Raw genomic sequence first — 12,853 nt, 5'->3', positions numbered from 1 at the left:
GAGCCACGGCATCCGTCCCTTCCGTCTTTGTACCGGTCGTCGACTCAGCCCGACACCGACACCGTCTCGCCGATCATGCTGTGCTGCTCGACCAGGTCGGCGTGGACCTCTGCGACCGCACGCCGCGTGACCTTGCGGTTGCGGGTGCGGCCGTCGGTCGACGTGAACCGCTCGGCCGCCTCGTGGTCGGTGAGGTGGACAGGCTGGACGATCGTCCAGTCCAGCTCCGACCCGCGCAGCAGGCTCTCCTGCAGTTCGGAGTCGAAGATCTGCGGCTTGATCATGAGCGCGAACAAGGCGCGGTCGACCAGGCCGAGCAGGTCTCTCGTCGGGCCGACGCCATAGGACGACTGCACGATGACGCGCCGCACGCCGGCGGCGCGGGCGGCACGGATGAGCTCGGCGGTGCCGCGGGAGCGGACGTCGTCCGGGGTGCCCTGTGCTCCGCGCAGCCGGACGCGGAGCATCGGCTCGGAGATGCCGAGCGTCACCACGACCGCGTCGTGGCCGGGGAGGAGCCGGTCGAGGGTGGCGCGGTCGGTGGCATCGCCGTCGACCCGCTCCAGGCCGGCACGAGGCGTGAGCCGCGAGGCGCGCCGGGCCAGGGCGGTCACGCGATGGCCGCGTTCGAGCAGGGCGTCGCACACGGCGCGGCCGGAGCCGCCGGTTGCTCCGATCACGAGGATGTTCATGGTGTCTCCATTCGTCGGGGAGGGGATGTCTCCGACTCTGGCATCGCCGGTTTGGATGTTCTATCGTCAGATGTACGCATTACTTGATCGATCGTCCAAGGAGGCTGAATGGCGACGCCGATGCCCTGGGACCGCGAGGACCCGCTCACGGAGGCGCTGTACCAGCTTCGGATGCGCGGGGCGTTCTACTCGTGGACGGAGGCCGCCGGCGAGGCGGCGGTGTCGATGCCGGAGTTCCCCGACACACTGAGTTTCCATATCGTGGCGCGCGGCACCGCCTTCCTCGAGGTGGACGGCGAGGAGTCGCAGCGGCTCGACGCCGGCATGCTGGCCCTCGTCCCGCGGGGGATCGGGCACCGCGTCGCGACACGCCCGGGTGCTCCCGTTCTCGGGCGCGCCGACCTGCTACCGCAGACACTGCTGGGCGACGCGTTCTCGGTGCTGCGGCTCGGTGCTGCCGAAGAGGACGCCGAGCTGGCGATGCTGTGCGGCGTCGTCGCCTTCGACTCGCCGGCGGTCAACGACATGCTCGCCGTGCTGCCTGCGGTCGTCCAGGTGGATTCGGCGCGGCATCCCGTGATGGCGGCCCTGGTCCCGCTGCTGGCGGGCGAGCTGCGCGATCCGCGGCCGGGTGGTGAGGCGGTGGCCACCCGCCTCGCCGACGTGCTCGTCGTCGAGACCGTCCGGGCATGGCTCGCAGATGAGCCGGATGCGGCGACGGGCTGGCTCGCCGCCCTGCGCGATCCGCTCCTGGGCGCGCCCCTGGCTGCCATCCATCGCGAACCGGGGCACCCCTGGACGCTTGCCGAGCTCGCCCGACGGGCCGCGATGTCGCGTTCGGCCTTCGCGGCGCGGTTCACGGCGATGGTGGGAGTGCCGCCGATGGCCTATGTCGTGGCAGCGCGCATGCGCGCGGCGCGCGCGATGCTCGCGAGCGGCGAGAGCGTCGCGGCCGTCGCCGCTGCGCACGGGTACGGCTCGGAGGCGGCGTTCAGCCGCGCGTTCTCGCGCACCACCGGCGAGACCCCGGGTCGGGTACGTCGCGCCGCGGCGGCTTGACGCGAGGCATCCGGCGTCTGAATTTTTGCATTCACGGGAATAGATACCTCGGACATCCGCGTTGGACCGGGGTAATGCTCGTCGCGCACCGCGACGGGCCCCGAGACGAAGGATGAGCATGACCGACACCGCCACCACGATCGACGTTCCCGGCTACAAGACGGGCACCTGGGTGCTCGACCCCGCGCATAGCGAGGTCTCGTTCAGCGTGCGCCACATGATGATCTCGAAGGTGCGCGGCACCTTCGGACTCAAGAGCGCCACCCTGATCGCACCGGCGAACCCGCTCGAGGCGAAGGTCGAGGCCAGCGTCGACGTCGCTTCGGTCGACACGAAGGATGACGGCCGCGACAACCACCTGCGTTCGGCGGACTTCTTCGACGCCGAGAACCACCCCACCATGGAGTTCCGCTCGACCGGCGTGCGCGTGCAGGACGGCGACTTCCTGGTCGACGGCGACCTCACCATCCGTGGCGTGACCAAGCCCGTCACGTTCGACTTCGAGTTCGGCGGCTTCGGCATCGACCCGTGGGGCAACTACAAGGCCGGTGCGACCGCGAAGGCGATCGTCAACCGCGAGGACTTCGGCCTGACCTGGAACGCCGCGCTCGAGACCGGTGGCGTGCTCGTCGGCAAGGACATCACGATCACGCTCGACCTGCAGGGCGCTCTGCAGCAGGACTGACCGCCGAGGAGGGGGACGGATGCCGTGGGCTCGCGGCATCCGTCCCTTCATCGTTTCTACGCCGCCGGCCCGGGCGCAGCCGGTCCTGCGCCAGCAGGATCCCGAGGAACACGACCAGCGCGCCGGCCGGCTCATTCCAGCTGATCGTCTCGCCGAGGATCAGCACCCCGAGGATCACGCCGACCACCGGCGTGATGTAGGTCACCGTCGATGCGCGGGTGGGTCCCCACGCGCGCACCGTGTTCTGGTTCCAGACGTATGCGATGCCCGTGCCGAGGCAGCCGAGCAGCACCAGACTGACGACGATCGGCACGTCCAGCCGCACCGGCGTCAGCACGAGGAACGGGGTGAGCACCGCCATCACGGCGGCCGCCATGGCGATATAGCCGAACGTGAACGCGATCGCCGACATCCCCGTGCTCGAGACGAAGCGCCGCATGTACGCGAAGCTGAATCCGTAGCTGGCGGTCGCGCCGAGGATGGCGAGTTCCGCGACGAGGCTGCCGTCGAGCGCCACGCCCTGCCATGGCGCGATGATCACGACGACCCCGAGGATGCCGACGCCGATGCCGAGCACCTGCAGAGCCTTGAGGCGCTCGACGCGGAACACGAGCCACGCCATGATCGCCGTCATGATCGGCGTCGTCGCGTTGAAGATGCTCGCGACGCCCGAACTGACGTGCTGCTGAGCCCAGGAGAACAGCAGGAACGGGATGACGCAGAACGTCAGGCCGAGCACCAGGAGATGCGCCCACACGCGCACGCTGCGTGACAGGCGCTCGCGCCGCAGCAGCACCAGCGCGCCCAGCGTGAGCGCACCCAGGAGGATGCGCGTCCACGCGACCTGGGCGGGTGAGATCCCGGTGAGTGACACCTTCATGAACAGGAAGCTCGCGCCCCACACGATGCCGGCGAGCACGAACTGGATCGTGACCCAGCGCGCGGACGGTGCGCGCGCGGCGCGGGTCGCAGGCGGCGTCTCGATGGTGGTCACGAGGCCACGGTACGCGCGCGGTCGGCGGCGCCGACGCCTGGGCCGGTGCGACGTCCGAAATCCGCCGATGCGCGACCGTTCCGCTATGGCACCGGGTTCTCGGCGTCGTAGGCGCGGAACAGCGGGCTGAATCGCACGAGCGTCGCCACGAGCGCGATGATGATGAATCCGCCCAGGAGCGGCGGGAACCACAGGGCGGTCAGTGTCGCGAGCGTGCCGGCGTAGAGGGCGCCCAGGCGCGGGCCGCCCGTGACCACCACGATGAAGATGCCCTGCAGCCTTCCGCGGATGGAATCGGGCACTGCAGCCTGCACCATCGTGTTGCGGAAGATCGAGCTGACGTTGTCAGCGGCGCCCGACACGGCCAGCGCGGCGCAGGCGAGGCCGATGAGCACGACGTTGGGGGTGTCTTCGTCCACCTCCCCTGGGGAGAACCACCCGAGCATGGCCGACCCCAGAACGAGACCGAGGGCCGTGATCGCGCCACCGTAGACGATGATCGCCCGCTCGATGCCCAGGCCCTGCCGCCGAACGGCCCCGACACGACCCGAGAACAGGCTGGACGCGAACGCGCCCGCGGCCACCGACGCCGTGAGCAGTCCCGTCGTGATGGGTCCGCCGCCGAGCAGGACCGCGCCGATCGCCGGGAAGAGCGACAACGGCTGCCCGAACGTCATCGCGATGATGTCGAGGATGAACTGCAGGCGGATGTTGGAGGCGCGGCGCAGGAACCGCCACCCGTCGCGCAGCGACTCGAGGCCGGGCCGGACGATCTGGCCCTCGGGGCGGAGCGTGGGAAGGGTCCACAGTCCGAGGAAGAGTGAGGTCATCAGCACCACGTCGAGCGTGTACGTCCACGCGTAGCCGGTGAGGGCGACCAGCACGCCGGCGAGGGCGGGCCCGGCCATCACCATGATCCCGAACGTGATGCCGCCGAGCGCCGATGCCGCGGGCAGCAGCTCGCGGGGGAGCAGGCGTGGCACGATCGCCTGTCGCGTCGCCAGCACGATCGAGTTCGCCGCGGAGTTGACGATGCTGAGCGCGTACAGCCACCACACCGTCTCGAGCTGCGTCCAGGCGAGGACGGCGAGCAGCGCGGTCGAGCCGAACGTCACGGTCGCGGCGATGAGCGCGACGGCACGCCGGTCGAACGCGTCGGCGAGCATGCCGCCGTAGATGCCGGCGACGATCATCGGCGCAAGCCCCGCGACCGCGATCATCGCCACCGCGAACGTGGAGCCGGTGAGGTCGTACATCTGAAGCATGATCGCGACGATGGTCAGCTGCCCGCCGAGCCCGGCCAGGGTGGACCCGATCCACATGCGCGCGAACGCGGGACTGGCGCGGAACGGCCGCAGGTCGATGAAGTGGCTGCGATGCTCGCCGGCCGCGCTCACGAGGCGACCCCGGCGGTCTCCATCAGCGGTCCGCGTCGGCTTCCGGGGGCGTCGCGGGCGGTGTGCTGCACGCGTTCGAGCGTAGCGGCGGCCGCGTGCCGGTCCGCAGCGGGAGCCTGGTGGTCGGGCCGGGCGATGGGCTGGTAGACTCTTGAGGTTGCCGTTTGATCGGCCGCGGATAAAGAGAGCTCACGCAGCAGGCGTCGGGCACCGCGCAACGACGAGAAAGGGGATCACTTTATGGCACTGGAAGCAGACGTCAAGAAGGCGATCATCGAAGAGTACGCGACGCACCCCGGTGACACCGGATCCCCCGAGGTGCAGGTCGCGATGCTGACGCAGCGCATCAAGGATCTGACCGAGCACCTCAAGGAGCACAAGCACGACCACCACTCGCGTCGTGGGCTGTTCCTGCTCGTCGGTCAGCGCCGCCGTCTGCTCGGCTACCTCCAGGACATCGACATCAACCGTTACCGGTCGCTGATCGAGCGTCTCGGACTGCGCCGCTAAGGCACATCGCGACCAGCGTTCAATCGCGCAAAACTTTCTTGGAGAGCCGCCCCACGGTGTGGGGCGGCTCTCGTCGTCTCCGGCATCCTCCTCTCCCATGCCGAAACACCAGTCGGTGACGAGGACGCGCCGATGCGGATGCCCCGTCCCCGGCGTGTCGCGTGACGGACTGGTGTTTTCGCGCGTGCTGTCGCCGAGCAGAGGCAGAGGCCGAATCCGGGTCAGCGCGTGGCGAAGCCGAGCGGCACGTGCGAGACCGGGTCGAGGCCGGTCAGCGTGACCCAGCCCTCGGCGAGAAGTGCGGCGTCGCTGCCGGGTTCGGGCGTGTTCGGCAGGTCCTCGACCGCGAGCCGGATGTGGCCGACCCCCCGCTCCGACAGCGTGGTCTGCACGATTCCGAAGGGGGCCAGCGCCGCCTCGGCCACGCCCTGGTTGGCGGCTGAGTTCGGGACGTTGACGTTGATGACGGTCCCGCGCGGTCGCTCGAGCAGGAAGGGCAGCAGGTCCACGACGGCGGAGGCCGCGGCATCCCAGTGGAACTCGGTCGGGTTCATGCCGACATCCAGTGACACGGCCGCTCCCCACGCCCCGTTGAGCCCGCCGGTCAGAGCCGCGCCGACGGTGCCGGAGTGCAGGATGGCCCGGCCCACGTTCGCGCCGTGATTCACGCCCGACAGAACCAGCTCGGCGGGGTCGCCGAACGCGCCGTGGGCGGCGATCAACGCGATCAGTCCGGGGCCGCCGCGTACGGCGAAGGCGGGTACGCCGTCGAGCTCGGGAAGCTCCCGTCGCTCGATCGCGATGCGCCCGTCCTCCTCTGCCGCCACGATCGAGGCGCTCGACCCGCTCGATTGGCGTGCGGGGGCAGCGACTGTCACCTCCAACCCCGCATCCCGCGCCATGCGCGCGAGGACGTGCAGTCCCGGCGCGTCGATGCCGTCGTCGTTGGTGATGAGTGCACGCGTCATCGCTCGTCCTCCGGCTCGGCGAGGGCCGCGAGACCGTCCGGGCTCACGTGACCGGTGACCGGCTGCGAGATGTGCGCGGCGGAATCATCGAGGATCTCTCTGACCGTCACCGACTCGCGCAGCTTCGCGATCGTGTCGGCATCGCCCGTGCCCAGTCCGTGGCGTGTGACGTTCAGGGCTCCGGCGGCAGCACCGGTGACCACGGCATCCCTCGGTCGCTCGCCCCGCACCATGCCGGCGGCGACCCCTGCCGTGAGCGAATCGCCCGCACCGCGCGTGTCGGCGACGGACATGCGCGGCTGGGTCACTTCGGCGAATCCCTGAGCGTCGAGGATGAGGAGGGGATCGGTGGCCCGCGACACGATGACCGCTTCGGCCCCTTTGCCGTGGAGCGCTCGCATCGCCGTCATGATCTCGGCGACCGAGCCGTTCGTGACGAACCCGCCCCGCGTGAGCTCTTCGTCGCTGACCTTCAGCACGTCGACGCCGCCTTCCAGGGCGGCGTCGAGCCTCTCACCGGCGAGGTCGACGATGACCTTCGCGCCCCCTTCTCGCAGATCCGCGGCCAGTCGCCGGTAGGTGTCGGCGGGCAGGGCTTCGTCGCCGGCCGGGCCGCTCAAGATGGCCAGGCCCGATGCCAGGCCCTCGCGCAGCGTCAGACCATACAGCTCGTCGAGGTCGTGCCGGGCCAGCGGCTCGCCCTCCGTCTCGGCGATCACCCGCCGCTCGCCGCCGCGGCGGTCGTGCACGTACGCCGACCCCTTTCCGGGACGTTCGAGGCCGGCGACGCCGATGCCCTCGTCCTCCAGCAGGTGGCGCAGCATCCGTCCCACCTCGCCGGTGAGGGTGCAGCACATCGTCACGGACGCGCCCAGTCGCAGCAGCATGCGCGCCTGCCAGACGCCCTGGCCGCCGGCGTGCACGTGGATGTCGGGCTCGCCGCCGTGCTCCTCGACCGTCACCGTGAGCGTCGGGGACGGCGCGAAAATCGTCACGTCGCTCATGTCGGCCACGCTATGGCGTGCGTCGTGACGCGGGCACCCCCTTGCAGAGGCCGGGCGGGCCGTGCAAGGGAGAGGTCGGGTTCAGGATGCCGCGGCCCGCGCGGCGACGAGATCGGCGTGGTGGATCGCGGCCACGTCCGGATGGGCGCGCAGCCGGGACTTCAGCGCGTTCTCGCCGTACAGGGCGTGGATCGGGTTGGTCGGGTCCTGCGTGACGCCCCTGGCCTGCGCCGCCAGCGCGGCGGGCAGCTCGATGAGAGGCAGCCGCTTGTCGAGGGCGGGGTTGAAGAAGAACGGCACCGAGATGCGGTCGTCGGGATAACGCGGCGAGATCACTCGGTGCTTCGTCGCGATGAGGTAGCCCTGCGTCGCGTACTCGAGGAGTTCGCCGATGTTCACGACGAATGCGCCGGGAACCGGCGGCGCATCCACCCAGTCTCCGTCGCGCTCCACCTGCAGGCCGCCCTTCCCGGGCTCCACCCAGAGCAGCGTGAGAACACCGGAGTCCTTGTGCGCCCCCACGCCTTGCTGGGGCGTGGGGTCTTCCTTGCCGGGATACCGGACGATCTTGATGAGGGTGGACGGCTCGCCGAAGTGCTCGTCGAAGTACGTCTCGGGCGCCCCCAGCGAGAGCGCCCAGGCGCGCAGCAGCCTGCGGGCGACACCCGAAAGGTGGTCGTGCCATTCCGACACGACGTCGCGCAGCTCGGGTTGCGCTGCGGGCCACAGGTTGGGTCCGATCAGGCGCGCGAAGTCGGGTGCCGCGGGGTCGTCGACCGCCTCGCGCTCGGGTCCGATGTCGATCTGCTCGCGCCAGTCGACCCTGCCCTGCGTGCGCTCGCCGCCGACGCGGGTGTAGCCGCGGAAGTGCGGGCTGTTGACGTTCTCGATGGCGAGCTTGTCGGCCTCGGGAAGCGCGAAGAAGTCCCGGGCCACCCTGAGGAGGCGGGACTCGAGCTCCGGCGTGACACCCGTGCCGGTGAGATAGAAGAATCCGACGTCGTGGGTGGCCGCGCGCAGGTCGTCGCGGAAGCGCGCGGCCGCATCAGGCCCCTGATCGAGCTGCGACAGGTCGAGGATCGGCAGGTTGAGGTCGGTCATGAGGTGAGATTAGGCGGATGCCGCGGCATCCGCTCCTTTGTTGCACAGGGTTAAGCGGCGGTGCCCGGGACCGTGGTCCCGGGCACCGCCGCTGCTGCTGTCACGCGGTGGCGAAGAAGGCCCGGATGTCGCCGGCGAGGACCTCGGGGACTTCGAGCGCGGCGTAGTGTCCACCCCGCTCGAAGCGGCTCCAGTGCACGATGTGGGAGTTGTCGCGCTCGGCGAAGACCTTGATCGTCTGGAAGTCGTCGGCGAACACGGCGACGCCGGTGCGTGCCGCGCTCACGCGTGGTTCCGCCTCGGCGAGGGCGTTCTCGCGGTAGGCCCGCGACATCCCGGCCGACGCGTTGGCGAACCACGCGATGCTCACCTCGGTGAGGATGGCGTCCAGGGGTACCAGGCTCGTGCCGTTGCCGAACGAGTTGAACAGCTCGGAGTACGCGAGCAGCCCGACGGGGGAGTCCGACAGACCGGCCGCGATGGTCTGCGGCCGGGAGGCGTTCATGGTGTTGTAGCCGCCGACGGACTGGAACCACTGCATGTGCTCGAGCCCGGCGTAGTCCTGCGGCTCGAGCTTCTCGAACTCGGCGGGGTCGCCCGACGGGAACGAGAACAGCTGCAGCACGTGCAGTCCGAGGAAGCCGTCGGGGTCGAGCAGTCCGAGCTCGCGGGCGACCATGGCGCCGTTGTCGCTGCCGTGGATCCCGTACGACTCGTAGCCGAGGCGGCGCATGAGGGTGTCGTACGCGGCGGCGACGCGGGCCGTGGTCCAGCCGGCTTCGGTGACGGGCTGGCTGAAGCCGAAGCCGGGCGCGTCGGGGATGACGACATCGAACGCGTCCTCGGCGCGACCGCCGTGCGCGACCGGGTCCACGAGGGGGCCGATCACGTCCAGGTAGTCGGCGAACGAGCCCGGGTAGGTGTGGGCCAGCAGCAGCGGGGTGGCGTTCTCGTGCGCCGACGTGACGTGGACGAAGTGGATCGTCTGCCCGTCGATCTCGGTGGTGAAGTGCGGGTGCTCGTTCATGCGTGCTTCGGCGGCGCGCCAGTCGAACCCGTCGCGCCACCGCGCCACGGCATCGCGGAGGTAGGACGTCGGGGTGCCCGACTCCCAGTCGTCGACCGGCGCGGGCTGGGGCAGGCGGGTGCGAGCGAGGCGGGCCTGGAGGTCGTCCAGATCGGCCTGTGCGATCTCGACGCGGAAGGGGCGGATGGCGGTGGAGGCGGTTGCGTTGCTCATGACACTGACGTTATGGTCTATATAGGCAGGTTTCGTTCCTGATATCCCGAATCCGCCACGAGAGGTTGCGCCATGGCTGACACGTCGGCGCGGATGCTGGCGCTCCTGGGTCTGCTGCAGGCACGCGCGGGCTGGACCGGTCCGGAGCTCGCCGGACGGCTCGGAGTCTCGGCGCGCACCATCCGCAACGACGTCGAGCGCCTCCGCTCGCTGGGATACCCGGTCGATGCGACGCGGGGCCGTGCCGGCTCGTACCGGCTGGGCGCCGGTGGCAAGATGCCGCCGCTCCTCCTGGAGGACGATGAGGCGGTGGCGGTGGCGATCGGACTGCGAGTCGCGCCGGGGGTGACGGGGATCGCGGATGCCGGAGCCCGCGCGCTCGCGAAGCTGCTGCAGGTGCTGCCCGCGCGACTGCGGGCGACCGTCGACGCTGTCGCGGCGACCGTGGACCGCGCCCCCGAGAACGTCGGCACCGACGCGCCGGATCCCGAAGTGGACTCCCGGACGCTGGGGGCCGTCGCGCAGGCGGTCCGCGACGTCGAGTGGCTGCGCTTCGACTATCGCGGACAGCCGCGGCGCGTGGAGCCCTACCGTGTGCTCAGCTGGCAGCGCCGCTGGTATCTGGTCGCCCGGGACCCTGAAGACGGAGAGTGGGAGACCTTCCGGCTGGACTGGGTCGAACCGCGCATGCCGACCCGGCGGTCCTTCGCGCCGGTGCCCGTCCCCGGCGGTGACTACACCGCCTTCGCGTTGCGCTCGATCGCCGCGAGCGGATGGAAGGTGCACGCCCGGCTGCGCATCGACGCGCCCGCCGATCGCGTGGTCGCCCGCATCAACCCCACGGTCGGAGTGGTGGAGGCCGTCGACGAGCGGACCTCGGTCCTCGTCACCGGCGCCGACAGCCTCGAGACCATCGCCGCCTACATCGGCATGCTCGGCATGGACTTCACCGTCGACTCGCCGTCCAAACTCGTGCCGCACCTGCTGCACCTGGCCGACGTCTACACGCGCGCGGCCGCAGGATCGCGGACTCAGCCGTTCTGACGCGGGTCGGGCCGCGGCATCCGGTCTCCCTCCCGCGGTCGCCGCGAGCCGGTGGGATCGTTGCGACGGCCCTCACGCGAGGCCAGCGTGCGGTCGGCGAAGAGCCACGTCGGCCGTGGCTCGATGAGAGGCCGGAAGATGCGGCGCACCGGTTTGGTCGAAAGGCCCAGCGCGATGAGCACCGACAGCACGATCACCAGCGGCAGCCAGATCCAGGTCGGCTCGGCATGGCGCAGCACCCCGTTCTCTCGGAAGGGGTACAGCACGAACGAGTGCAGCAGGTAGACGTACATCGTGTACTGCCCGAAGTGCGTCCACCAGTGGCCGCCGCGCGGAATGAGGGCGAAGAAGGCAGCCGAGAGCACGAGCGCGACCGCCATCAGGGCGAGCCGCACACCGCCGGCCCACCACTGCGTGCCACCGATCGCGGCGTAGTTGTCGTCGTAGAAGAGCCATTCGCGCAGGTTCATCTCGCGCCATCCGTCGACGAAGAACCAGGCCGCCCACCCCGCGACCACGAACAGGCCGATCCCTCCCGGGATCGCCCACCACGGTCGCCGGTCGAGCAGCCTCAGGCGGTCGACGATTCGGTGCTCGCGCAGCCACCAGCCCAGCGCGAAGAAGGGGAGCAGACCGAGGGTGCGCGAGAGGGAGAACGTCGAGTCGATGTTCGGCACGTAGCCGGCCCCGATCGAGATCGCGAGCGTCCAGACCAGCGGCCAGCGCAGGAGCGCGAGGTAGGGCAGCACGAGGCGGAAGATGCCCAGCGCCAGCAGGAACCACAGCGTCCAGGAAGGCTCCGTCAGATTGGCGGTCGCGCGGCCCTCGACGAGCCACTTCGTGAGCGTCCACAGACCCTCGAAGATCACGTAGGGCACCAGGATGTCGGTGATGACGCGGGCCATCTGCGTCTTCGTCGGCGACTCGGACTTGGAGAAGTACCCCGAGATGATCGCGAACGCCGGCATGTGGAACGCGTAGACGAGCAGGTACAGACCCAGCGCGACGTCGGAGTCGTACGTCAGGCGCTGCACCGCGTGACCCAGGACGACCAGGACGATGCAGGCGAAACGTGCGTTGTCCCAGAACGGGGTGCGTCGCCGCGCCCGCGGGATCGACCCGGTCGGCGGTGCCGCCGCTGGCGGAGCGCTGCTGGTCATCGTCACCCCCTCGCTCGGCGCAGACCAGACTAACCCGTCTCCCGATTCCGGCGATTCCGCCGTCCGCTGCGACTCGCGTGGCAGGCCGAGCGGTAGTCTCTTCGGCGCGATGACGACGATCGACGACGCGCTCGAGCGCGACCAGGCCATTCCCGACCTCGACTGGCACGTCTTCCCGACGGGTACGGAGCGGGATGTCTTCGCTGCGCCGAGCGGCGGTCTGGCTCGCGTGCGCCTGGGCGATCCGGCTGCGCAGCGCGTGGTGCTGATGCCCGGTGTCGCGGGCTCGAAGGAGGACTTCGTGCTCCTGATGCCGGTGCTCGCGGCGGCGGGCTACCGCGTGGAGTCGTTCGACCTCGCCGGGCACTGGGAATCGGTGCTGGCCGGACCGGCGCACCTGGACCCCCCACGGGATCAGTACGACTACCGTCTCTTCGTCGACGACCTCGTCGCGATCCTCGAAGACGGCGCGCCCGCGCACGTGCTGGGCTACAGCTTCGCCGGACTGGTGACCGAGCTGGCGCTCGTGGAGCGTCCCGAGCTGTTCCGCAGCCTGACGCTGATGTCGGCACCGCCTGCGACGGGTCAGGTGTTCCGCGGCGTCAAGCACATCGGGCCCATCTCCGACATGTCGCCGCACCGGGCGGCGGGCCTGATCCTGTGGGGCATCCGCTACAACCTCAATCGCACTCCGCCCGGCCGCATCGCCTTCGTGCGCGAACGCCTGGCCGTGACCCAGCGGGCATGCATCGACGACGTCGTCGGACTCATGATGTCGATGCCCGACATCGCCGACCAGGTGGCGGCCGTCGACGTTCCGAAGCTCATCGCGGTCGGAGAGCAGGATCTGTGGCCGCAGGCGCAGCACGACGAGTACGCGAAGCGGATCGGGGCGCGCGTCGCGACCTATCCGACGGGTCACGCGCCGTGCGAGACCGCCCCGCACCAGCTCGCGCGCGACATGCTGCGCCTCTTCGCCGACGCAGGCTAGCCCCGGGC

13 protein-coding genes are annotated in these 12,853 nt (G+C 70.2%); 5 read left to right on the top strand and 8 right to left on the bottom strand.

The genetic code is table 11. The features are described 5' to 3' along the window. Positions 1-44: 44 nt before the first annotated feature. Positions 45-692, bottom strand: a complete 648-nt coding sequence (locus HF576_RS07570; RefSeq protein WP_168912211.1) for an NAD(P)-dependent oxidoreductase — start codon at positions 690-692, stop codon at positions 45-47. A 108-nt stretch (positions 693-800) separates the two neighbouring features. On the opposite strand from HF576_RS07570, the gene HF576_RS07565 reads away from it, so the two are divergent. Next, the gene (locus HF576_RS07565) at positions 801-1,751 is read left to right on the top strand and encodes an AraC family transcriptional regulator (RefSeq protein WP_168912210.1); all 951 of its coding nucleotides are present in this window, start codon (positions 801-803) and stop codon (positions 1,749-1,751) included. A 118-nt stretch (positions 1,752-1,869) separates the two neighbouring features. Beyond that, positions 1,870-2,436 (top strand): YceI family protein, encoded by a 567-nt coding sequence (locus HF576_RS07560; protein WP_168912209.1) that lies wholly within the window; start codon positions 1,870-1,872, stop codon positions 2,434-2,436. On the opposite strand, the gene HF576_RS07555 is transcribed toward HF576_RS07560, so the two are convergent. Further along, on the bottom strand, positions 2,399-3,430 hold the full coding sequence (locus tag HF576_RS07555) for a DMT family transporter (protein ID WP_343234205.1): 1,032 nt from the start codon (positions 3,428-3,430) through the stop codon (positions 2,399-2,401). The genes HF576_RS07560 and HF576_RS07555 overlap by 38 nt on opposite strands. Positions 3,431-3,513: 83 nt before the next feature. After that, positions 3,514-4,827: an MFS transporter gene (locus HF576_RS07550; protein ID WP_168912208.1), complete on the bottom strand. Its 1,314-nt coding sequence runs from the start codon at positions 4,825-4,827 to the stop codon at positions 3,514-3,516. A gap of 240 nt (positions 4,828-5,067) precedes the next feature. Between HF576_RS07550 and rpsO the strand changes: the two genes are divergently transcribed. Then, positions 5,068-5,337, top strand: coding sequence for a 30S ribosomal protein S15 (gene rpsO / locus HF576_RS07545; protein WP_005048780.1), 270 nt, complete (start codon positions 5,068-5,070; stop codon positions 5,335-5,337). Positions 5,338-5,558: 221 nt separating this feature from the next. Here the strand turns inward: rpsO and surE are convergent, their stop codons facing one another. The 4 genes from surE to HF576_RS07525 all read right to left on the bottom strand — a co-directional run bounded on the left by surE (position 5,559) and on the right by HF576_RS07525 (position 9,650). Beyond that, entirely contained in the window at positions 5,559-6,305 is a 747-nt protein-coding gene (gene surE / locus HF576_RS07540; RefSeq protein ID WP_168912207.1) for a 5'/3'-nucleotidase SurE, read from the bottom strand. Continuing rightward, positions 6,302-7,309 carry a PfkB family carbohydrate kinase gene (locus HF576_RS07535; RefSeq protein ID WP_168912206.1) on the bottom strand — a complete coding sequence of 336 codons (1,008 nt, stop codon included), beginning with the start codon at positions 7,307-7,309 and terminating at the stop codon, positions 6,302-6,304. Before HF576_RS07535 ends, surE begins: the two co-directional genes overlap by 4 nt. Positions 7,310-7,390: 81 nt before the next feature. Continuing rightward, complete coding sequence (locus tag HF576_RS07530; protein ID WP_168912205.1) at positions 7,391-8,410, bottom strand: isopenicillin N synthase family dioxygenase; 1,020 nt, start codon at positions 8,408-8,410, stop codon at positions 7,391-7,393. A 100-nt stretch (positions 8,411-8,510) separates the two neighbouring features. Continuing rightward, a complete protein-coding gene (locus HF576_RS07525; protein ID WP_168912204.1) occupies positions 8,511-9,650 on the bottom strand; it encodes an epoxide hydrolase family protein in 1,140 nt (379 codons plus the stop codon). A 72-nt stretch (positions 9,651-9,722) separates the two neighbouring features. Here HF576_RS07525 and HF576_RS07520 point away from each other — a divergent pair, with 72 nt between their 5' ends. Then, a complete protein-coding gene (locus HF576_RS07520) occupies positions 9,723-10,694 on the top strand; it encodes a helix-turn-helix transcriptional regulator (RefSeq protein ID WP_168912203.1) in 972 nt (323 codons plus the stop codon). Here HF576_RS07520 and HF576_RS07515 read toward each other — a convergent pair. After that, the gene (locus HF576_RS07515) at positions 10,682-11,854 is read right to left on the bottom strand and encodes an acyltransferase family protein (RefSeq protein WP_168912202.1); all 1,173 of its coding nucleotides are present in this window, start codon (positions 11,852-11,854) and stop codon (positions 10,682-10,684) included. The two genes, HF576_RS07520 and HF576_RS07515, sit on opposite strands and share 13 nt — an antisense overlap. A 109-nt stretch (positions 11,855-11,963) precedes the next feature. On the opposite strand from HF576_RS07515, the gene HF576_RS07510 reads away from it, so the two are divergent. After that, a complete protein-coding gene (locus HF576_RS07510; RefSeq protein WP_168912201.1) occupies positions 11,964-12,845 on the top strand; it encodes an alpha/beta fold hydrolase in 882 nt (293 codons plus the stop codon). Positions 12,846-12,853: the final 8 nt, after the last annotated feature.

The sequence above is a fragment of the Microbacterium salsuginis genome, assembly GCF_012524205.1.
GTDB lineage: Bacteria > Actinomycetota > Actinomycetes > Actinomycetales > Microbacteriaceae > Microbacterium > Microbacterium salsuginis.
Note: the sequence above shows the minus strand (reverse complement) of the source record. Positions and strands in the feature narration are given on the sequence as shown.